Below are 21,665 nucleotides of genomic sequence, written 5' to 3' on the forward strand. Positions count from 1 at the left end.
CAAAAAGAAGCTTATCTCCATCAAATGGTAAGGTAAGCTTCTTTTTAAACTATAATTCTAATGAGCCTGAAGCTGTCCGGTTTATATGAACAAGCTTGTCAGGATTAGCCATCATAAAAATGGTTGAAATTTTATCATCAATAAATTCAAATGAAACCACATATGCGGCAAGCTCGTTGATATTTACAACAATTCCCGGTCTATCATTAACAACCTTATATTTAAATGATGCCCCCTCAGGCAGCTTTTTTATTACACTGATGAATAGCTGCACAATGCGTTCAGCTGTGTAAATCGGATTAATAGCTGTTTTGACTTTACCTCCACCGTCTGATTTAAAGACTGCATCACCTCTTAACGTTTCTAACATCTGACTAATGTCAGCTCTTTGTAATGCTTTAATAAATTGTTCTACTTTAATCGTCATCTTTGCAAGTTCTGTTTTAGAGGTTTTAGGCTCTTCCCCCATACTTTTTTTTGCTCGATGAAAAATTTGCCTGCAATTCGTGCTTTTCTTATCGACAATATCGGCAATTTCATCGTATTCATATTGGAATACTTCACGCAAAATAAAAACAGCCCGCTCAATTTCAGACAACTGCTGCAAAAGCAAAAGGTATGCCATTGAAATAGATTCCTTCATAATATAAGAATGAGATGGATCATTCTTTTCTTCTACGAGTGGTTCAGGCAGCCATGTTCCAACATATTCATTGCGTTTATGTGCTGCAGAACGCAGTTTATCAATCGTTCGGTTTGTTACGATTTTACATAAAAATGCTTTTGGATTTTTAATCGTCTCCTTATTTTCTAAATGATTAAATGAAAGAAAAGCATCATGAACAATATCTTCTGCGTCCATGACACTCCCCAGCATCCGGTAGGCTAAAGAAAAAAGCAAAGGTTTATATTCATGATACAGCTCTTCAGTTTCCAACGATTTAACCCCTCTTTCAATTGGTGACTTTAAATGACTCCAAAAGTTGAAGTGCTGCCCGTTTGCCGCTTGCAACGGCCGCGTCAGCTAATAATTCATCATGACTTGCCCAATCTCCTGCTATAAACAACCCTTGATATTCCGGAACTGCAGGGCCGGGCTTTACAGATCTTCCTATATGAGGAAAATCGTATACGACTGTTATTCTAGGAAGGTATTGTTCCTCTACTACTTCCTCTTGCCAACCGGGATGGAGAAGATCCATTGTGTGTTCCAGTTGTCGTTTATCAATTTGCGGATCACTAGGCTCAAGGGTGGGATCATGATACTTTATTAAGCTAACTACCTGTGTGCCATCTTCACTCAGCTTTGCTGCTCTTGACTGATTAGTGAAAAATAAAGGTTGATCCAATCCCAGTGCAAATTGATGATTTGGATTCGGTAATTTTCTCAAGCCAAGATCAAGACACGCAGCAGTAATTGGCTTGGACTGGTCCTTCCATGCTTGAATGGAAGTATTTTCAGCCCCTTTAATGAGTCTAACAGCTTCAATAGGCGGGATTGCCGCGACAGAATAGGGAACATCAAATATTTCCCCGTCTGCACATCTTATACACTGGGATTGGCCAGTATGCTCAAGTTCAATAACATTCTTATTCTGAAGCAATACCACTCCTGCGTTTTCTGCTCCTTTTCTCAGCTTTGAAATGATGGTTTCCCAACCGCCATTCACATAGAAAACACCGTCTTTCAAAGCCCTTTTCATTTGTTTTAATACAGGTTTTGCAAGCTGAAGTTTTGGAGCATTCGTATACGAAACAGTTCTGCAAAACGCATAGAAGAAGTGCCTTACCATTGGATCATTTATCTCTTTTTCAGCCCATTCTTTCAAACTGATAGCTGGAATTGCATTTAAATCCAGCTTTCCGAGTAGGAACATTAAACTAGAAATATTTAATTTATTTCCCCAAGAAAACAATGATGTTGTAAACATGGAACGAAAATCAGTTGGCAATGGATAAACTTGATTTTTCCATATAGCTTGAGCTTTTGTCGAAGGGATATCTCCTTCAAGTGTTACTCCCAGCTCATCGAAAATCGACATAGCTTCACCGCCTTTATAAATGGCATGTGCACCAAGGTTCATAAGCACACCATTCTTATTCGTTGTAATGGAGCGGCCGCCAATTCTATTCGCTTTTTCTAATATCGCAACCTTTTTACCTTCCCTAGCTAAATAGATTGAAGCTGTTAATCCTGCAAGACCGCCACCAATAATAATGACATCAACTTTTTCCATTTAAATCCCTCCTTGTTGTTCTACCAACAAGACGAATGAGGACGGAATTGCGTGACAAAGGAAAAGGATTTCTTTTACATTAAAGATATTTCTTACTTACTTTCTTTTTCTTAAATACTGAACATATTTTAATCTCAAATAAAAAATTTTACAAAAAATTTTAGATATATTCCTTGACCTAGAGAACACTCTAGACTCTATATTTAAAAAGAGATCTTAAACTTAGAAAGGATGGTTTGTGTTGTTAAATGTTGAAGGAAAAGTAGTGATTTTAACTGGAGCTTCAAGCGGAATTGGAGAAGCCGCTGCAGAGGTTCTGGCTAATAATGGAGCTAAGGTTGTACTTGCTGCAAGACGTGAGGAACGATTGGCGGCTCTAAAATCAAGGCTAGAAAAACAAGGCTGCACATCCGTAATTAAAGTTACTGACGTTTCTTCTCAAGAGGAGGTAAAGGAGCTTGCGCGTTTTACCTTGGATACCTTCGGTCAAATCGATGTTCTGATAAACAATGCAGGTATCATGCCCCTTTCTTATTTACACGAGAAAAAGATAACTGAATGGGAGCAAATGATTGATGTAAATATTAAAGGTGTGCTTTATGGGATTGCTGCAGTTCTTCCCTATATGCGAGAACGAAAACAAGGACACATTATTAACGTTGCTTCTGTTGCAGGACACATAGTCTTTCAGTCAAGTGCTGTCTATTCAGGTACAAAATTTGCTGTACGAGCCATTACTGAAGGCTTGCGACAAGAAGAAGCAGAGAATAACATTCGCGCAACAAATATATCGCCTGGAACAGTGGCAACAGAATTGCTTAATACGATTACTACTGAAGAAGTTAGAAAAAGTTTAGATGATGTTGTAAAGCTTGCAATACCTGCAAAAGCCATTGCCGATTCAATCCTTTATGCGATATCTCAACCGGATAATACGGCAGTTAATGAAATCATCGTAAGACCAACTAAACAAGAAATTTAATAATAAGAGATGTTTTGGCTCACCTGTTTGGAGGTGGGCCTTTCATGTTTAAAAAATAGAAAATTGAATGATGAAGAATTTTTTGAGAATATAGAAAGTAAGAACAAATTAAATTTAATAACTGATCAAAATATTAATACTAATAAATTAAATACGGTACCAAAGTGAACGATCGGTCCAAAAACTGTGGTTTTTCTGAATCATAAAGTACTGGAGGGATCATTATGAGCTATACAATTGGGCAAGTATCAGATCAAATTGGGTTGTCAATCCACACTTTGCGATTATTATGAAAAAGAAGGCATACTTCCAGTAGTTACCCGTAATGAAAGTGGCATCCGCATTTATGAAACGAAAGACATTGAATTGCTTAAATTTATCTGCTGTCTCCGAGCAACAGGCATGTCCATTTCTGATTTAAAAGAATTTGTGCGGCTTGCCATGCAGGGGGACGAAACAATTGACCTGCGTATCAACATGCTTAAAAAGCAAAATGAAAACTTAAAATCACAAGTAGATCAGCTGATGTCCTATCAAGAAATGATAAAACAAAAAATTAATTGGTACCATAATATTGTTGCTAACTAAATGGATTTTGGAAAAATGAGACTTGCTTGATTTCTGACCACTATTTGTGAATGATGATTATGAATAGTCATTTATGGAAGAAACCTCTCCATCTCCGAAAGGCAATGGCCCAAAGTCTCTTACCAATCCATCAAAAGGTTACTTGCCTTATCTTAGGAGTCTAAGGACTAGCCTCAGAGCTTTTTTATACGATCCTAGTCCTGCTTTTTAATATTCTTCCCATAAAAAATTTCATCCATTTCCATCTTCAATTTTTTAGTGATTTCATTCCTATCTTCGGAAGACAGCTTGTCCTTTGTATACCCGAACAGATAATTGTTGAGGTCGAATTCTCTCAATTTGCATTTAGTATGAAAGATATTTTGCGGATAGACATTGACATCAATCATGTCATAGGCATCCTTTACATTATCAGGAATGTAATTTTGAATAGAGTTGATATCATGATCAATGAATAATTTTTTTCCGTTTATATCCCTGGTAAAGCCGCGGACACGGTAATCCATTGTCATAATGTCTGTGTCAAAGGAGTGTATTAGATAGTTCAATGCTTTTAGCGGAGAAATTTCACCACAGGTGGACACATCGATATCTGCACGGAACGTACTTATCCCTTCATTTGGATGATATTCAGGGTATGTATGAACGGTTATATGACTCTTGTCTAATTGCATAACAACTGAATCTGGCAGAGGGCCGGGAGATTCTTCATAGGATTCATTAGGAACCTCAACTACCGGACCTTCAGATACGAGAATGGTTGCACTAGCTCCTTGTGGAACATAATCCTGCTGGGCAATATTCAAAACATGTGCTCCGATAATCTCTGTAACAGTAGTTAGAATTTTTTTTAACCGATCAGCATTGTACTGTTCATCGATATATTCGATATAGTCTTCTCTTTCCTGTCTTGTTTTCGTATAACATATGTCATACATATTAAAACTTAGCGATTTCGTAAGGTTGTTGAATTCATGTAACTGGATACGCTGCTCTGATGTCAGTTTCAAGATTTTCTACTCCTTTCTCTGCTAATGAACCGTTGATATAGGAAAGACTTAAATATTAATATAATACCCATTTTGATTGCAGACACTCCTGCAGATGATATAGCAGTATAAATATGTCTAGTATAGTATAGGCTATAAACTAATTCCTTATCGGTTGTTCCAAATCCTTCATCAAAAAAGGAATTTCATTATCATGTATTTTAATCGTGGTGTGAATTAAATGAAAGTATGCTTGCAACCAAGCAAGAGTGTTTTTGAATACATGGGATTTACATCATTTCATTTATCTAACTGTTGATTCTGATCTCAAGTTTTTAAAAAAGCTTGTAAAACTAAACAATTATTTTTTATATCTTTGGCTAACAATTGCAATAATAGGTGACCCGATGATAGTTGGTAAAAACCATAATAAAAGAATAGGCATCTCGCTTATAAATGGGATTTGTGAACCATTAACAACAAGTATAGCTGTTATGATACCAATATAAGAACCTAACATGCCACTAATATGCATACCCAACCAATTTTTCCATCGTAATTTTCTCGCTAAGTAACCCCAAAGAGCTAAACCGTAAGAAAAAATGGCTATATAAAAAAGGAATGCACTTTCTGACCAATGGATTATTGCCATTGCCGCCGAAGTTAAAAAGATAACCACATACCCACCGTGATAAATTTCTCCAGTAATCGTATGCTTTCCATATCTTTTTCTAACTACCGAAGCAAACGCTCCAGTAACCAAGCAAACCGTACCCGCAATAATATGAATAACAAGAAAAATTTGAAAAATATCCACAGCAGCCCCCACCCTTAATCATTTATAGAATTTAACTTTTCTATACTTTCCCTACACCACTTTATTGTTGCTTCTGCCCAATGCCTGCCATAGCTAATTGTTAATAGCCAATATTGAAGATTAGGATTGGTTGTTTTTGTTTCCGTAAGGACGTCTTCAATATGTGTATACTGTTCTAATAGTTTTTCTATTTCTTTTTGATGTGCAATAATATGTTCTTTGTTTGCAACCGTTGGAACATTATGGCCAAAGAAAAGTTTTAGGAGTAATTCATTCCTGCCTACTTGAAGATGAGCCGGTTTTAAAAGCCAATCCTTTAGTGTTTCCTCCCCTTTTTTTGTAATAGCATAGATTTTTTTATCCGGTTTCCCCTCTTGTTTTTCATTTTCCATAGTAATCAGTTCATCAGCGAGCAATTTCTTAAGATTCGGGTAAATTTGCCCGTAGCTTTCATACCAGAAGTGACCAAGACTACTTTCAATCAATTTTTTTATTTCATATCCTGATTTTGGTTCAATTGTTAATATCCCAAGTATGGAATATAGACTTTTATTTTCCCTAGACAAAAGACCACGACCTTTATTTTTATCTTTAAGATATATATCTAAAAGATATATTCTTTCTTTTTATATTAGATATATTCTTTGAAAAGTCAATCCCATTTCCACAATCAGGGGAAAAAAATCTAACTTATCATTTTCAAATAATATAAATTTCCTATCTATAGCAGTTGATGACTGCTATAGTGGTAAGCAGATCTTAACGATCTTAACGAAAGGACTTCTGCCAATAAATGTATTAGAGCGTAGTTACATATTTAAAAGTTGGAGGTACCTTACAAGGACTAAGTACACTTAGATTGTCTGGGTCTACGTAATATCCTTCTTGTCTCAAATGGCGTATCACTGCGGTCAAATCCACGACATTTTGAAAAATAACTGCATTTGCAACCAGATCTCGATACTTAATTGATTTTTCCTGTTGTTCAGGATCGTTGTCGGCAATAATGCCATCCCCACCAAAGAACAACCACTTGGAAAATCCGTTGTAAACCTCTACTTTGTTTGTGGTAGCTGTAATTTTTCTACGGAGATCGATGTCTGCAATGTATTGTAGTAAGAACACCGTACGCACGACACGTCCTAATTCCCTGAATGCTTGATAGAGCTTGTTCTTTTGGCTATAATTCCCCAGTTTTCTTAACAACATAGCAGAAGAGATTTTCCCATATTTAATGGACAAGACCACACATAAAAGATCCTTCCAATGCAATTCGATTAAATCCCAGTCGATCGTATCACTAAAAAGAGAATCAATATGATTAAATATTATTTCTGGACTTGGACGGAAAAAGGTAAGCTTTTTGAAATTCCGTATCCTCGGCATCAGTTTAATACCCAGCAGATGTGATAAGCTTTTAACGAGCTCTTCGATAGCGATATTAACCAGATCAGGGGAGTGATCTTTCACCTTTGCTGCTTCGGTTAAAATGTTGAACATGATAGGCCGTGTTTGTTTTCCGTTTGGTATGACATTAAAATATTTGCGTATTTCTTGTTGATGTCTCTATATAGTTCTGGATGGTTTTGATATCTAAGGACATATCAGGAGACAAGTTTAACGAATCACGGATATGTTCAATAATCCCTTTCGAGATGTCATGAGCCTTAGGAAATAGCCTAGCCTCTGAAACGATTTGAACAAAACAGCCGCTGTTAATAAATTTTCGGGTCCTCGTGCGATCGAGTGAATAAATTGAGTTTCTTCTAATTTGGGGGTATAAATGCGCTGAAGTTCTTTTTTTGTTAAGCTTCGCTTAAACCGAGGATATGCCGTTCTTTCAATAGATGTCATAACAAACTCCCTCTATCTGTGTAATTAGGGGTCTATGTAGGAACCGAACCAAATCTTACGTTAAGTATTAGCGGACATTGATTTTCGGCATTATTACGTATGTTAGCGGACATAAACTACTGATTTTTATATATTTGATGTCCGGAATACTTATTACATGATTTGGTTCCATTGCTACACAAGGGCCTAAACCTACTTGACAAGAATTTCTAACGGAAAACCACCACATCCTACTGGTTAGATGGGATGAATGGAATCAATCTTTAAACAAACCGAAAAAACCTTTCCGTTTTTGTTTCTGATTTTGATTCTGTATATTCCTAATATTTTCAAGTAATAGCTGATCCCGTTTCTCAAACTTTTCCTCAATAAAGGTTTCCAATTTATTATTTCTTTGCTCTACTTCAATTAGTTTTTTCTCAGTATTGGCATGATCCTTGTTTCACTAACAGAAACCGAGTTCTAAAATAGTTTTCAAATATCCTATGAAACAGGCGCTCTCCCTTTTTTAAAAAATAAATGAGCTTTCAAAAAATAGTTCAAGCAGTGAGCATACATTGCTCCGGACAGTCTGTCGTTTTCAACACTGAACTACCACTTAAAAATCTATTATCATTTTGAATAAATTGTTTATAAACGTTTATGATTTTGTTTTTGGGCTTGAATGTGGATTTCTGGCATCAGATAATATTTCATCTGAATTATCTTATTCTCGACTAATTTCAAAATTATTGGAGTAAAATGGAATAGAAGACATTAATTCCTCCAATCTTAAACAGACCGTTGATTTTGCTTATGACGTAAACGTTACGTTAGATACTTACTATTTCAATCAAGAGACAAAGTTACTATTCAATATTAATTATTGCAAATATCTCGCCTTATTTGAAATGACGTGCTATTTCCTCAACTACTTTTATGCTCTTTCGGTTTATTGTGTCGAACATGACGACCGTAACAGTAATGTCTGTTAAGTGTTCATCATTTTGATTATAAATATTTTGTTTTAATAAAAAGCTTTTGTTCCCAAGTTGAAGTGGCCGAGTAATAATTTTTAATGAGTCACCTAATCTAGATTCCTTCAGGAAATTTATTTCTAATTTTCTAATTACGGTACCTATATTTCTTTTCTGTTTTTCTTCAAATGATAATCCAGCTTCACGATACCATTCCTTACGTGCTATTCCAAAATAGGAAACATAGATACTATTATTAACATGATCTAAGCCGTCAATATCTTTTTCCATCACATCTATTTTTGTAACTGTCTCTAACAATATAATGCCCTCCTTTCCATCATTCTTTTCTATTAATTATAGGTTTCTTTTAGTTCTAACATCTTTAGATTACTATGATTTATTGAGCTATCAATAATTATTATTCCGGAAAGTAAAAAAACACTGGACATACCTACTACACTTGTTGCTGACATTAAAATTATCGGCATAAGAACTTATTGTTTTTGGAAAGTACCATCAGCTATTGCATTTTCTATGTATTCAGCAAGCTACCTAAAAATAGTTTTTTGATTTTCACTCTGGTTTCCATGCATCCATTTCCTACTATTTTTATCGTTTCCTTCATATTAAGTCGCTTTCTATACACTTAATAATTCTAATCCAGCCCCATGTAAACTCAATTTGTTGAAAATTACAGTCTGCAATTTTATTTATAATTTTTTACTTCTTCATTAGAGGAACGCTATCTGAGGGACTTTGAAAGCCGTCTCTTGGAATCTATGATTTAATCACCGATTTGACACTACTTTATAATTGATTCTACTTGACATCATAGAACCAAAAGTTAAAAATATGGCATTAAAGGCAAATATAAAACTAACACCTGTAACAGTTGTTACTCCAGCAATTAACAACGGTATCACTATTTGAGAAAGTCTATTGCCTGCTATTCTTAAACTTAAAACTTCACCCGTTCGTTCTTCAGGTGCTAAACTAACAGTGACCATTATTGTAAGTGGTTGCACTATACCAAGTCCGACACCAAAGATAGTCACTGCAACAAGCATGGAGACAAAACCATTCATAAAGGATAAAGAACCGTATGCGATTGCACCAACAAACATAAAAACAGATAATACTTTAAATTTTTCATATCGATGTACTAGTTTAGGAATAAATACTCTAGTAATTACACTCGCCAAAGATTGAATAGTTAAAATCAAACCAATTTGAGAAGGGCTAAGCCCTATTGAATTAGCGTACAATGGAAAATAAATGTAAAATATATCTAGAGCACCTAAATTTAACATACTAATGAAAAAAGCACTCTTAATACCTGGAATCATGAAAACCTCTTTAACATTCCGATCCTGAATGGAAGCAACCTGAGGATGCCCCTTAGATTTATTTAAAAAACCTATTACAAGCAAGCACATAGTTATAACCGAATAGAGTAAATATGAATTTTGAAACCCTATATGTTCTGAAGAATATCCACCAATTAATGGTCCTAACATCATTCCAAATGAGACAAATAAACTAAAGGTTGTGATCGCACTATCACGCTTTTCATAAGGAACAGATTGGGTTAATCCATTTTGAACTGCAACAAAAGTTAAAAAATGTGATCCTCCTAAAAGTAATTGTGAAAAATATAAAGCTATTAAGTTCGGAAATAGAAAAGGGATGGTAAGTGCCAAAGCCATCCCTGAAGATCCTATCAAAATAGGGATCTTCTCTCCAATTCGGTCAATAAAACGTCCAGTACTTACCGCTAGAAGTAATGGAGTCAAAGAATAACAGGCTGTCAGTACGCCCACCTCGATAACAGATGCACCAAGAGACTCTGCAAATAACGAGGTCATCGGACGTACAGCTGATATAGGTATTAAAACAAAGAGTGCTGAAACTAAATATAAAAAGTAATGTTGCATCATAACTCCACCTTTTTAGTGGTTCATTAGCATCTAGCTTTTAACGATCATATAAGTTGCCATTCCATGAGCAACAACATTTCCATCAGAATTAAAAATTAGAGCATCTCCAACTATAATGGAATTACCTTTTTATTAATGATCATCCCATTACCCGTTAGCTTAAATCCTGTTGATGGGCGAAGGTAATTTAATTTCATCTCAACCGTAACAGCAGAACTTTCTTTCGGAATAAGGGAGAGTATAGTAGTCCGGACTGCGGCATTTTCCATAGCAGCAATCACGTCCCCATGAACTGTTCCATGTCTTTAAGTAAGAAATTTTTTAACCTATAACTCTATTATTGAGGCTACATTTTCCTTATTAATTTCTCGTAGCCCTATATGTTCCCAAAATGGATTTCTGAAATTAACTCATCACTTGTACACTCCTTTTTAAGTAAGGATTCTAACTTTACAAAAGCGTAAAAAGGTAATATAATTAAAACGATAATCGGATTATAAATCCGATAATTGAATTTTATCACTAATATCAATCTTTTTCAATAATTTAAAAAGTTAAATCATCATAGATATTAATACCTATAAACCTATTGTTATTAAACTGAAAAAGGTAGTAATATATGTATAATATTAAAAATAGAAGACCCTTTTAATCAAAATCAATAAATTATTTTCTATATAGCGAAAGAAGGTATCTCAATGGTAGACAAGTCGACCTCCCAAACATTACGAAGAGGATTAATGTTATTAGATCATTTTCACGGGAAAGACAAGGAGTACAGTGTAAAAGAACTAGCCAATCAATTAGATATTTCTTCAACTGTTACATTTCGATTAGTTAATACTCTAGTGGAATGTGGTTATTTAGAAAAAAATAATGCTACTGGAAAATACAGATTAGGATTCAACGCCTATAAACTTGGCTTAAATGCAAATCCGCATTTTAGGCTACAACAATTAGCAATGCCGTTTTTAGAGAAAGTTGCAGAAAAAACACAAGAAACCGTTAGTATGTATGTTGTGAATCCTCTAACTTTAAAAGGAATTTGTATCATATCACTTGAAAGTCCAAATGAAATTAGATTCTCTACACCTGTAGGTTCAAGTCGGCCCCTTTATCGTGGTGCATCCAAAAAAGGAATGCTAGCATTTATGGATTCAGCACAGCAGGAACAAGTTTTTCAAAGAGCTATTGCAGAGGGTTTTACGAAAATAGATGAGTTAAAAAAGGACTTAGAGGATATAAAGAATAGAGGCTATGCATATTCAAAAGGAGAAGTATACAATGGAGCGTTTAACGTCTCTGTTCCCATTTTATCTTCAAAAGGAGAAATCCTTGCGGGCATATCCATCACTTTTCCAGTATTTAGAGAAGAGAAAGATACTGTTTCTACATTTTCCAAATACTTAATGCAAGCTGCTAATCAAATTGAAAATGCATTAAAAATTTCCATCTAAAACCATACAAAAACCCCGATATTAATTTGAGCCTGCTGAAAAAGTAACCCTTTTTGAAAGAATCAAAGATTTTCATCAATATACAGATAATAAAAGAAGCTAACAACCAATATGCAGTAGGTTGTTAGCTTCTTTTTCTCTTTAAACAGACTTTTTCAGTGTCCTCATTAATTTATCGGGGTTTTTCTAGCTAACTAAATTTGCGATTTTTCTACTCCACTTGTAACATAACTTTTTTTCGTCTTAACCAGGTAAACATATGCTACAAAGAGTACAGTCATAGTTACTCCAACTATATCCGTTATAGTCTCTGGAAAAATTAATAATAGAGCTGTTACTAACGGTACGATTCTTTCGAAAATATTCAAATTCCTCTTTAACCACCCTACCATTGAAGCAGATAGTAAAGTAACACCGATAATACTAGTAACTAGTGATGTAGCAATATCTTGCAGACTTCCTTGGAACAATAAGGATGGTCCGTAAACAAACATAAAAGGAATGATAAACCCTACCAGACCTATACGTAATGAACTAAAACTGGTGGCCATCGGTTTACTACCAGCAATACCTGCTGCTGTATAGGACGCAAGGGCTACCGGAGGTGTAATTGGTGCTAGACAAGTATAATAATAAACGAACATATGAGCTACAATAACAGGTAAACCTACTTCAACCAATGCAGGTGCAGTTAAAACACCTAATAAAATATAAGCAGCCGTTGGCGGAAGCCCCATACCGAGAATGATACTTGCTACTGTTGCGATAAGAAGCGTTAGGAACATTGAACTATCAGCAATACCTATCATAAGAGAGGTCAGTGTAATACCAATTCCTGTTAAATTCACAATACCTACTACAATACCAGCCGTACCACAGGCAACTGTTACCATTAACATACTTTTAGCACCTCTATAAAGGGCATCAATAATAAAATCCCATTTAACTGTTTTACGTTTAAAAATAAAGGTTGCAATAATGATAGCAAATATTGCCCAAACAGCTGATTTCATTGGAGATGAATGAGCAATCATCAGCATATAAATTAGCACAGCTAACCCGATATATAGATGAATCCCTTGTTTAGCTACTTTCTTGAAATCAGGTAGGTCTTCTTTTTTCAGTCCACTCATATTCTTTTTAGCAGCTTCAAAGTCAACCGACCAGTATACAGATAAAAAGTAAAGGAATGCTGGTATGATAGCGGCTATAACAATTTCAGAGTATGGTATCCCAGTCATTTCTGCCATAACGAATGCACCAGCTCCCATAATCGGTGGCATAATAGCTCCACCTGTTGAAGCAACAGATTCAATTCCGCCTGCTACTTTTGGCTGATAACCCACCTTCTTCATAAGTGGGATTGTAAATTGACCTGTAATACTTACATTCGCTACTTGACTACCTGAAATAGTCCCCGTTAAAGCACTAGCAATGACCGACACTTTTGCAGGTCCACCTCTAAATTTACCTCCAATAGCAAAGGCTAAATCTATAAAAATTTTCCCGGCACCCGTTGACTCTAAGAAAGCTCCAAAAAGGATAAACAAAGCAATAAAGGTTGCTGCTACCCCTAAAGTAGTACCCCAGATTCCACTAGTAGACATATAAATAAGTGAAATCATTCTATCATATGAAAGCTCTCCAATTGAGAATATTCCAGTTAAATGATGGCCGAAGTAACCATAAATTAAGAAAATAACACCAATCAGAGGTAGAATCCACCCAGTTAATCTACGTGTACCCTCCAAAAGTAAGATAATCGTAACTGCTGCAAAAAATTGATCAAGTACATTTGGATTCCCTACTCGATTAAACAAGTCTGTATAGGATGAATAAAGATAGATACCATTTGCTAAGGCTAAAATTGCACCTACATAGTCTATCCATCGTAGCTTAGGTGATTTGCTAATTGGGTAAAGTAAAAATACTAATATCAAAACAAGCGTTAAATGAACACTTCTTTGTAGCATTGGAGTTAGCACACCAAATCCACCTGTATAAAGTTGAAAAATAGAAAGTATTAACGCTATGGGAAGAATAACTTTTTTAAGAACCTTATTTTCTGAAATCGCCTTAGACAAAAACCGTCACTCCTTTCTTATATCAGGTGTTACTATCCTGTAAATTTAAATTTTTCAGAGGAGACTAAGATGATAATAATATTAAAATTTCCTCCACAATACGAAATCGCTTTCAAACATCTAAGTACTTACTCAATTGCCCCGACTTCTTTGAAGTACTTTTCTGCACCTGGGTGTAATGGTATAGTATTTCTGGATGCCGTCTCTAAAGAAAAGTCCTTAACGGCATCATGTGATGCATTAAATTCTTCTACGTTTTCAAAAATCGTTTTTACAAAAGTGTAAACTACATCTTCATTTACTTCTGGAGAAGTAACTATTTGGGCATTCACCGACAAGGTTGTCACATCTTCATCCATACCTTCGTAAAGACCACTAGGAAGTGTATAATCAACATAATAAGCATGTGTACCAGAGACTAGCTCTCTTTCTTCATTTGATAGTGAAATGAATTTTATGTCTTCTGTTGTCGCTAAGTCCATAATAGATGCATTTGGACTTCCAGCCCAGAACATTGCAACATCAACATGATTATCTTTTAATGCATCAACAGCTTCAGAAAATGAAATAAATTGCGGCTTGAAATCATCATACGTAATATCTAAAATTTCAAGCATCTGTTTCGATTTCACCTCGTTTCCACTACCCGGTTGTCCAACGACAACTTTCTTACCTTTAATATCCTGAATTGAGTTAATGTCAGTATCCGCATGCGTTACAATAGTTAAAGGCTGATCATAAGCTACAAACACACCGCTTAGTTTTTGAGGGTCATCTTTATAAATATCTGTACCTTCATACCCGTTAACCGCGACATCTCCACCTATAACAGCAAATTCAGCATCACCATTTTGTAGTAAAGTTACGTTTTCAACTGAGCCACCAGAGGCTTGGTTTGTTACTTTAATGGTATCTTGACCTCCATTTACAATTTTAGTAATAGAAGCACCAATTGGATAAAGTGTACCGCCAGTACCACCAGTTGTAATAGTTACGTTAGATTTATTTCCGCCGGCATTTGAGTTACCAGAACTTGAGTTACCAGAACAACCTATCATTGCGAAAATTACCATCAATGAAATAAATAAACCCGCTACTTTTTTTGTTGTCACTTTATGCCCCTCCTTATATTTTAAATATAATTTATTCAATCAATTTTTATAATAAAAAAATCCAGAACCTGTTTTCACCCCTAATTTACCAGCTTTTACATACTTAGTAAGTAATGGACAAGGACGGTATTTTTCGCCTAAAGTTTGATGTAAATATTCCATATTCCGCAATCTAGTATCCAGTCCAACTATATCTGCTAGTTCTAATGGTCCCATTGGATGATTTAATCCAAGTTTGATCGATTTATCAATATCTTCTGCTGAAGCAACACCTTCCATTAACATATTCATTGCTTCATTTCCTATTAAGCAATTCATTCTACTAGTGATAAATCCAGGAAATTCATTAACTTCTACGATTTCCTTTTTCATCTGCTTTCCTATATCTTTTGCATACTCTACTGTTTCCTCAGATGTATCTAAGCCTTTGATCACTTCGATGAGCTTCATCTTATGAACAGGATTAAAGAAATGCATTGCAATGACTTTATCAGATCGAGATGTTTGAGCACCTATCTCGGTCGGACTCATTGTTGATGTATTTGTAGCAAGAATGGTATGAGGTGGACATAATTGATCAAGTTCTTTGAAAACTTTAATTTTTACGTCCATAATTTCCAATACTGCCTCTATAACAAGGTCGGCATCTTCAACACATTCTTTCATATTTGATGAAAAATTCAAGTTGCTCTCGCCTTTTTCCATATCATCTTTCGTAATAAAACCTCGTTGTTCACTTTTCGCCCATTCATCGTAAATGTACTTTTCAGCGTTTTTTAAAGATTCTTTATTTATATCATGTAACGCCACTGTAAATCCATTAAGTGCTGCTATATAGGCAATACCTCGACCCATCGTTCCAGATCCAATTACTGCGATTTTAGTCATAAATCAACTCACCTTCTTTCAAACTTGTAAATTTTCAAAAATCGTCGTAATCCCCAGTCCTCCCGCAATACAGAGAGTGACTAAGCCGTATTTTGATCCTCGACGTTCCATTTCATGCAATAGTTTTGTTGCTAGGATAGCTCCCGTTGCACCTATAGGGTGTCCAAATGCAATAGCTCCACCATTAACATTAACTTTATCTAAATCAAGGTTGAGCTCTTTAATAACAGCTAACGCTTGTGCTGAAAACGCCTCGTTTAATTCGATTAAATCAATATCATCTAATGAGAGCCCACTTCGTATTAAAGCCTTTTGTGTAGACTGAACAGGTCCTATTCCCATGAATTCAGGTGAAACTCCTGCACTTGCATGGGCTACGACTCTTGCTTTAGGTATAAAACCTCGTTCCCTCGCAACAGAATCATTCATTAAAAGAAGAGCAGAAGCTGCATCATTTCTACCTGAAGAGTTACCTGCTGTTACTGTCCCCCCTTTTTTAAAAACAGGTTTTAAAGCTAGTAACTTTTCTAATGATGTTTGCCTTGGATGTTCATCTTGATCAAAAAGAATAGTATCTTTTCTCTGCTTCACTTCATATGGTACGATTTCATCTCTAAAAAGACCGTTTCGGATAGCTTTTGCGGCTAACTCCTGACTTCGTAATGCAAATTCATCCTGTTCCTGTCGTTCAATGTTATAAATACTTACTAGGTTTTCAGCTGTCATCCCCATTGTTAAATCACCGTATTCCTCAATTGGCTGTGAGTTAGGCTGACTTTCTATATTAGGATCAAGTAATAATCCATTTCCTGAACGATATCCAAATCTAGCATTCCGAATATAGTATGGTGCAGTACTCATACTTTCGGCTCCACCTGCTATGATTACATTGCTTAATCCTAGCCTGATTTGCATATCTGCATTATTAATGGCTTGTAAGCCGGAACCACATTGACGATGAATCGTATAACCAGGTACTTCTTTAGGAAATCCTGCGCGTAACAAAGCAAGTCGCGCTAGGTTGGAAGCATCGGCACCTTGCTTTGCCTGACCCAAGATAACCTCATCAACTAAATCTGCTGGTGCTCCTGATCTAAGTAAAGTTTCTTTTATAACTTTTGCGGCTAAATAATCGACAAGAACGGTGCTTAACGTCCCTCCTAGTCTACCAATAGGAGTTCTAACCGAATCTACTATGACTGTTTCATGCATTCTTTTATCCCCCCTTCAAAAACAGTTAGTCTTTATGATAACTTGGTTTTCTTTTTTCTAAGAAGGCTCTCGTACCTTCTTCCTTTTCCTCTGATGCAAATATAACGGTTTGAGCTAATTTCTCTAACATTAAGCCTGTATCTAAATCAACATCTGCTCCTTTATTTACGACCATTTTGGCAAGTTGAACAGCTAACGTTCCTTTGGATAATATAGATTTCACTATATCATCCGTAGCTTCAGTTAGTTTATGACCCTCAACAACTTGGGTTACTAAACCAATTCGCTCCGCTTCAACCCCGTCTATAATTTTCCCAGTTAGTATCATGTCCAAAGCTCTGCCTTTACCAACCATTCTGGTTAATCTCTGTGTACCACCTGCACCAGGTATAATGGCTAAGTTTAATTCCGGTAAACCCATTTTGGCGTGGATTGCTGCAATTCTAATGTCACAGGCTAAGGCAAGTTCTAGTCCACCACCTAAGGCATGACCGTTTATGACTGCAATAGTAACCTTAGTTGATTGCTCAATTTTTTTATAAATGCCTTGCATTCCAGGTGCGAGTGCCTCTAGCATGGATTTTTCATGTAATTCTTTTATATCAGCTCCAGCTACAAATGCCTTTTCTCCAGCACCTTTAATCACTATTATTCTAAGATCTGGTATTGAATCTAGTTCGTCTAATGCTACTCTAAGCTCTTTTATTGTTGCTTGATTAAGTGCATTTCTGACTTCTTGTCTATCAATAATGATCGTACCGACATAGTTATCTATTTCCTTCTTTATATGTTCAAACACGATATTCACCTTCTAAGAAAGATTAGTAAATTGGTATTAAACAGATTTATTTGCCCTTCCATACAGGTTTTCTTTTTTCAAGAAAAGCCTGGGCCCCTTCAATACGATCCTCACTCTCGTATACATTAGGACCGATATCTAGCTGCAATGCTTGAAACAACGGAACATCCATCGTCTTCCATATAGTTTCTTTAATTCGTTGGACAGAAAGAGGGGCACATTCACAAATTTCATTTGCTATTTCAGTTGCTCTTTCCATTAACGCATCTTGGTCGTCTAAAACTTCATCTACCAAACCAACTTGTAAAGCTTCTTCACTAGAAATTAACTTGCCTGTAAATAACATTCTAGCTGCAAAACTTGGTGAAATTAATTTCGGTAAGATGGTAGAACCAAATGTTGCCCCCATCCCTCTTTTTGCCTCTGGCATACCAATTTTACATCCCGAGCTAGCCAAACGAATATCACTGGCTAATGTTATTTCACAGCCTGCACCTACAGCTGCCCCATTAATGGCTGAGATAACTGGTTTATAGGTATCAATAATTGCGTTAAATAGTCTACCTCTTAAAGGTTTCCGTTTAAATGCTTCGGGATTTTCCTTCGATTCTTTTAAATCTCTTCCGCTGCAAAACGCTTTATCACCTTTCCCTGTAATGATTAAAACTCTAGCATCTTTCTCTTCTTTATATTCTCGTAAATAATCTAGAAACAAATCGGACATTTCAGAGTTAATCGCATTCCGTTTTTCCGGACGATTTAAATATAAGTAAGCAATTTGGCCTTTTTTCTTATATTCAATAAAGTTCACTTACAATCTCCCCTTCTTGGCGTTACTATTATTTTATTATTTTCCTATAAAATTAGGTTTTCTTCTTTCCTTAAATGCAGTGACTCCTTCTTTGTGATCATCTGTCTCCTTAATGATTGCGTAGTGAGATGACATCAAATCAAGTGCAGGTTCAAGTTCCATTGTTCTAGAATATCGTACAGCTCTTTTCGTCATTCTAATAGCAACCTGTGGGCCTTCTGCTATTTTTTCTGCTAATGTAAGCGTCCTTTGAAGGAACTCCTCTTCAGGATATACATGATTAACTAACCCTAATTCATAAGCCTCTTCAGAACTAATGAAATCCCCGGTCCACAATAATTCAAGTGCCTTCGCTTCGCCAATAATCTGAGGTAAGAAGAATGCCCCTCCATCACCTGGCACAAGGCCGACCTTCACATATCCTTCGCTTATTTTCGAAGCGCATACAATTGTCCTGAAATCACACATTAAAGCCATATCTAACCCTGCACCTACAGCTGGACCGTTAATAGCAGCAATGACTGGTTTATCTATGTTTTTTAAAGTAAGGGGCACACGGTGAATATTCTTCCAAAGCTTATTCTTATTATCTAGTGGCTTCTGATCTTGTTTCATTCCACCTACATCACCACCTGAACAGAAAGCATTGCCGGCACCAGTAACTACAATAACATTTACATCATCCCTTTCCTGTGCATCTTCTAAAGCTTTTACCCATTCATCTATCATTTGACCATTAAGAGCATTTTTCTTTTCAGGACGATTTAATGTAATTGTCATGACTTTGTTCTCAATATTCGTTAGAATTGTTGGATTCATATAAGACCACTCCCTTTTTCATAAATTTTACCGAGTAACTTTTTCTTTTGAATGAATAATATTTTTCTTGTGTAAAAATTCAAGTTGTTCTTCTGATAGACCTAGCATTTCCTGAAGTACTTCATCTGTATGTTCACCCAATATTGGTGCTGCCACAACTTCATCCAGAGGTGAGTCAGATAAACGAATTGGAGAACCAGGAACTCTAACTTTTCCCGCTATAGGATGTTCAATCTCGCGAATCATTTTTCTATATTTAAGGTGCGGATCATTAGCAACTTCATCTATAGATAATACTGGTGCATGAGGGACATTCGCCTCAATTAGAATATCTGAAATCTCTAATTTGTTTTTATTAGAAGTCCAACTTGTAACAATTTCATCGACAAGTTTAGTATTTGCAGAACGATCTACGTTTGTTTGAAAACGATCATCATCAATCAGTTCTTGTTTGCCCATTACTCTTAATAGTGATTGCCATTGTCTATCCGCAACACAGAGGATAGCAATGTAACCATCTTCGGTTGGATATACATTATAAGGGGCCGTTGCCATACCGCTATGTTGGTTTCCTGTTCTTTGAGAAACCTTTCCTCCACTGCTGTAGTATGCACCCAATGCAGATGCAAGAGTTGGATAAATTGCATCATGCATAGATACCTCAATTAGTTGGCCTTTTCCTGTCTTCTCCCTTTGATAAAGAGCCGTTGTAATACCACCGAATAAATGAATTCCTCCTAGGAAATCACAGAGAGCTGGGCCAGCTTTAACAGGAGGTTTATCAGCAAAACCAGTAGTCGCCATTACTCCACCCATTGCTTGAATCGTTAAATCCATTGCAAGTCTCTTAGCATATGGACCATCTAAACCATATCCTTTTCCTGATGCATAAATAATACGAGGATTAACTTTTTTTAAAACTTCATAACCTAGTCCGAGGCGATCCATTGCTCCAAGAGAAAAGTTCTCTACAACGACATCAGCCTTTTTAACCAGATCTAAAAATAACTGTTTTCCTTCCTCAGATTTAAGATCAATAGATACGCCCTTCTTATTAGAATTCAGCATAAGTAACTCGTGACTATCACCTTTTCTTCTAACTCGAAGGTTCTCCCCTTTAATCGGTTCAATCTTGATAACTTTTGCTCCTTGAAAGGCCAACATAAGTGAACAATACGGACCATTATAAATTTGACCTAAGTCTAAAACAACTATATCGTCTAATGCTTTTTTCATAATATACCTCCAATCATGTTAGTCGGTAAGCGCGCTTGGTAATATCCCCCGCGCCATTTTTCCGATAATCGGTTTAAATATCCGATTATCGTTAATGTTAAAGTTAGTTTATCACACAAGAAAATGATATTCAATATAAAATTCAGATAATTTACACTTTTAATAAAATAAAAAAATCTTGCTTATAAGCAAGATTAGAGTAATGAAGATTCTTTAGTTGTTTGAAAATTCTCACTATCTGTATTTTGTACTGAAAAAATAAAGATAGTTGAAATTGCAATTACAGAGTATTGTAACTTGACACGGAGACTATATGGGGTACTGCCAACATTCCGGTCCTTTACTATGAAAATCAGAAGTATTTAAAGTATTCTAAGGGGAAGCGTCAGGGCTTTGACAATTTACAACGGGGAAGGATTGTTTAAGAAGAAAGAAACTTTTTTCTTAATTTTTAGTATATACTTCTAACGAGTGGCTTTAATTAGGAGGGGCGTTTTAATTTGTTTTCAAGACTTTAAAACAGTTATTATAACATTATTATTCTGGTGGATAATTTTGTTTGTTTTCCAAAGGCTGACCAATCGTTATCCCCCAAAAAACACTAAGAAAAAAGACATTATATTAACGTTTATTCAAAGTATAGTGATTCTTATTTTATTACCATTTTTCTATCTTATTTATTAAAATCATTCGGGTTTTAATCTAATTATCACCCCTTTCTCTTGTTGAAGTAACGAACGCTTTTGTTCCATAAGACTTTGCAAGGATCTTTAACGATGGGCGCGTTTATGGGTGCGAAATGTTCCTGATTCAAATGAAATGTGGTCACACAATTTCGGTAAAGGTCAGGCAGTTTTAGGTCTCTGAAACTGAAGGGTTATGTC

Annotated in this window: 19 protein-coding genes and 3 pseudogenes; 3 read left to right on the forward strand and 19 right to left on the reverse strand. The window is 35.7% G+C overall.

What is annotated here, in order from left to right:
- Positions 1 to 49: 49 nt before the first annotated feature.
- Entirely contained in the window at positions 50 to 937 is an 888-nt protein-coding gene (locus tag IC621_RS22240; protein WP_191161576.1) for an RNA polymerase sigma-70 factor, read from the reverse strand.
- A 16-nt stretch (positions 938 to 953) separates the two neighbouring features.
- On the reverse strand, positions 954 to 2,237 hold the full coding sequence (locus IC621_RS22245; RefSeq protein ID WP_191161578.1) for a phytoene desaturase family protein: 1,284 nt from the start codon (positions 2,235 to 2,237) through the stop codon (positions 954 to 956).
- 241 nt (positions 2,238 to 2,478) lie between these two features.
- Between IC621_RS22245 and IC621_RS22250 the strand changes: the two genes are divergently transcribed.
- Together IC621_RS22250 and IC621_RS22255 are read left to right on the forward strand one after the other, a co-directional pair.
- Positions 2,479 to 3,219, forward strand: a complete 741-nt coding sequence (locus tag IC621_RS22250; RefSeq protein ID WP_191161580.1) for an SDR family oxidoreductase — start codon at positions 2,479 to 2,481, stop codon at positions 3,217 to 3,219.
- 237 nt (positions 3,220 to 3,456) lie between these two features.
- Positions 3,457 to 3,807, forward strand: a complete 351-nt coding sequence (locus IC621_RS22255) for a MerR family transcriptional regulator (RefSeq protein WP_224752734.1) — start codon at positions 3,457 to 3,459, stop codon at positions 3,805 to 3,807.
- Positions 3,808 to 4,001: 194 nt separating this feature from the next.
- Here the strand turns inward: IC621_RS22255 and speD are convergent, their stop codons facing one another.
- The 9 genes and pseudogenes from speD to IC621_RS22295 all read right to left on the reverse strand — a co-directional run.
- Positions 4,002 to 4,817, reverse strand: a complete 816-nt coding sequence (gene speD, locus IC621_RS22260; RefSeq protein WP_191161581.1) for an adenosylmethionine decarboxylase — start codon at positions 4,815 to 4,817, stop codon at positions 4,002 to 4,004.
- A 340-nt stretch (positions 4,818 to 5,157) separates the two neighbouring features.
- A complete protein-coding gene (locus IC621_RS22265) occupies positions 5,158 to 5,613 on the reverse strand; it encodes a DUF2306 domain-containing protein (RefSeq protein WP_191161583.1) in 456 nt (151 codons plus the stop codon).
- Between the two features lie 14 nt (positions 5,614 to 5,627).
- Positions 5,628 to 6,179, reverse strand: coding sequence for a PadR family transcriptional regulator (locus IC621_RS22270; RefSeq protein WP_191161585.1), 552 nt, complete (start codon positions 6,177 to 6,179; stop codon positions 5,628 to 5,630).
- A 274-nt stretch (positions 6,180 to 6,453) separates the two neighbouring features.
- Positions 6,454 to 7,035: pseudogene (locus tag IC621_RS22275) on the reverse strand (Tn3 family transposase); the annotation flags it as partial.
- A 195-nt stretch (positions 7,036 to 7,230) separates the two neighbouring features.
- The gene (locus IC621_RS27265) at positions 7,231 to 7,467 is read right to left on the reverse strand and encodes a DUF4158 domain-containing protein (protein WP_191161587.1); all 237 of its coding nucleotides are present in this window, start codon (positions 7,465 to 7,467) and stop codon (positions 7,231 to 7,233) included.
- Positions 7,468 to 7,723: 256 nt separating this feature from the next.
- Positions 7,724 to 7,906, reverse strand: a pseudogene (locus IC621_RS26670) (MerR family transcriptional regulator); the annotation flags it as partial.
- Between the two features lie 442 nt (positions 7,907 to 8,348).
- Positions 8,349 to 8,744, reverse strand: a complete 396-nt coding sequence (locus tag IC621_RS22285; RefSeq protein ID WP_191161589.1) for an acyl-CoA thioesterase — start codon at positions 8,742 to 8,744, stop codon at positions 8,349 to 8,351.
- Between the two features lie 470 nt (positions 8,745 to 9,214).
- The gene (locus IC621_RS22290) at positions 9,215 to 10,360 is read right to left on the reverse strand and encodes an MFS transporter (protein WP_191161591.1); all 1,146 of its coding nucleotides are present in this window, start codon (positions 10,358 to 10,360) and stop codon (positions 9,215 to 9,217) included.
- Between the two features lie 113 nt (positions 10,361 to 10,473).
- Positions 10,474 to 10,653, reverse strand: a pseudogene (locus IC621_RS22295) (PaaI family thioesterase); the annotation flags it as partial.
- Positions 10,654 to 11,061: 408 nt separating this feature from the next.
- Between IC621_RS22295 and IC621_RS22300 the strand changes: the two are divergent.
- Positions 11,062 to 11,820, forward strand: coding sequence for an IclR family transcriptional regulator (locus tag IC621_RS22300; protein WP_224752735.1), 759 nt, complete (start codon positions 11,062 to 11,064; stop codon positions 11,818 to 11,820).
- Positions 11,821 to 12,014: 194 nt separating this feature from the next.
- On the opposite strand, the gene IC621_RS22305 is transcribed toward IC621_RS22300, so the two are convergent.
- The 8 genes from IC621_RS22305 to IC621_RS22340 form a co-directional block, all read right to left on the reverse strand.
- Positions 12,015 to 13,904, reverse strand: a complete 1,890-nt coding sequence (locus IC621_RS22305; RefSeq protein WP_191161597.1) for a TRAP transporter permease — start codon at positions 13,902 to 13,904, stop codon at positions 12,015 to 12,017.
- A gap of 128 nt (positions 13,905 to 14,032) precedes the next feature.
- Positions 14,033 to 15,016 (reverse strand): TAXI family TRAP transporter solute-binding subunit, encoded by a 984-nt coding sequence (locus IC621_RS22310; RefSeq protein ID WP_191161599.1) that lies wholly within the window; start codon positions 15,014 to 15,016, stop codon positions 14,033 to 14,035.
- A 39-nt stretch (positions 15,017 to 15,055) separates the two neighbouring features.
- The gene (locus IC621_RS22315) at positions 15,056 to 15,904 is read right to left on the reverse strand and encodes a 3-hydroxyacyl-CoA dehydrogenase family protein (RefSeq protein ID WP_191161601.1); all 849 of its coding nucleotides are present in this window, start codon (positions 15,902 to 15,904) and stop codon (positions 15,056 to 15,058) included.
- An 18-nt stretch (positions 15,905 to 15,922) separates the two neighbouring features.
- Complete coding sequence (locus IC621_RS22320) at positions 15,923 to 17,116, reverse strand: thiolase family protein (protein ID WP_191161603.1); 1,194 nt, start codon at positions 17,114 to 17,116, stop codon at positions 15,923 to 15,925.
- A 25-nt stretch (positions 17,117 to 17,141) separates the two neighbouring features.
- Positions 17,142 to 17,915, reverse strand: coding sequence for an enoyl-CoA hydratase/isomerase family protein (locus IC621_RS22325; protein WP_318153109.1), 774 nt, complete (start codon positions 17,913 to 17,915; stop codon positions 17,142 to 17,144).
- 46 nt (positions 17,916 to 17,961) lie between these two features.
- The gene (locus IC621_RS22330; RefSeq protein ID WP_191161605.1) at positions 17,962 to 18,726 is read right to left on the reverse strand and encodes an enoyl-CoA hydratase/isomerase family protein; all 765 of its coding nucleotides are present in this window, start codon (positions 18,724 to 18,726) and stop codon (positions 17,962 to 17,964) included.
- A gap of 36 nt (positions 18,727 to 18,762) precedes the next feature.
- Positions 18,763 to 19,545, reverse strand: coding sequence for an enoyl-CoA hydratase/isomerase family protein (locus IC621_RS22335; RefSeq protein WP_191161607.1), 783 nt, complete (start codon positions 19,543 to 19,545; stop codon positions 18,763 to 18,765).
- Between the two features lie 27 nt (positions 19,546 to 19,572).
- Complete coding sequence (locus IC621_RS22340; RefSeq protein ID WP_191161609.1) at positions 19,573 to 20,781, reverse strand: CaiB/BaiF CoA transferase family protein; 1,209 nt, start codon at positions 20,779 to 20,781, stop codon at positions 19,573 to 19,575.
- Positions 20,782 to 21,665 lie beyond the last annotated feature (884 nt).

The organism is Metabacillus arenae (genome assembly GCF_014773385.1).
Classification (GTDB): Bacteria; Bacillota; Bacilli; order Bacillales; family Bacillaceae; genus Metabacillus_D; species Metabacillus_D arenae.

Excerpts from the sequence above, each read along its gene's own strand:
- IC621_RS22245 (WP_191161578.1), bottom strand. The coding sequence starts at position 2,237 with ATGGAAAAAGTTGATGTCATTATTATTGGTGGCGGTCTTGCAGGATTA.
- IC621_RS27265 (WP_191161587.1), bottom strand. The coding sequence starts at position 7,467 with ATGACATCTATTGAAAGAACGGCATATCCTCGGTTTAAGCGAAGCTTA.
- IC621_RS22290 (WP_191161591.1), bottom strand. The coding sequence starts at position 10,360 with ATGCAACATTACTTTTTATATTTAGTTTCAGCACTCTTTGTTTTAATA.
- IC621_RS22300 (WP_224752735.1), top strand. The coding sequence starts at position 11,062 with ATGGTAGACAAGTCGACCTCCCAAACATTACGAAGAGGATTAATGTTA.
- IC621_RS22315 (WP_191161601.1), bottom strand. The coding sequence starts at position 15,904 with ATGACTAAAATCGCAGTAATTGGATCTGGAACGATGGGTCGAGGTATT.
- IC621_RS22320 (WP_191161603.1), bottom strand. The coding sequence starts at position 17,116 with ATGCATGAAACAGTCATAGTAGATTCGGTTAGAACTCCTATTGGTAGA.
- IC621_RS22335 (WP_191161607.1), bottom strand. The coding sequence starts at position 19,545 with ATGAATCCAACAATTCTAACGAATATTGAGAACAAAGTCATGACAATT.
- IC621_RS22340 (WP_191161609.1), bottom strand. The coding sequence starts at position 20,781 with ATGAAAAAAGCATTAGACGATATAGTTGTTTTAGACTTAGGTCAAATT.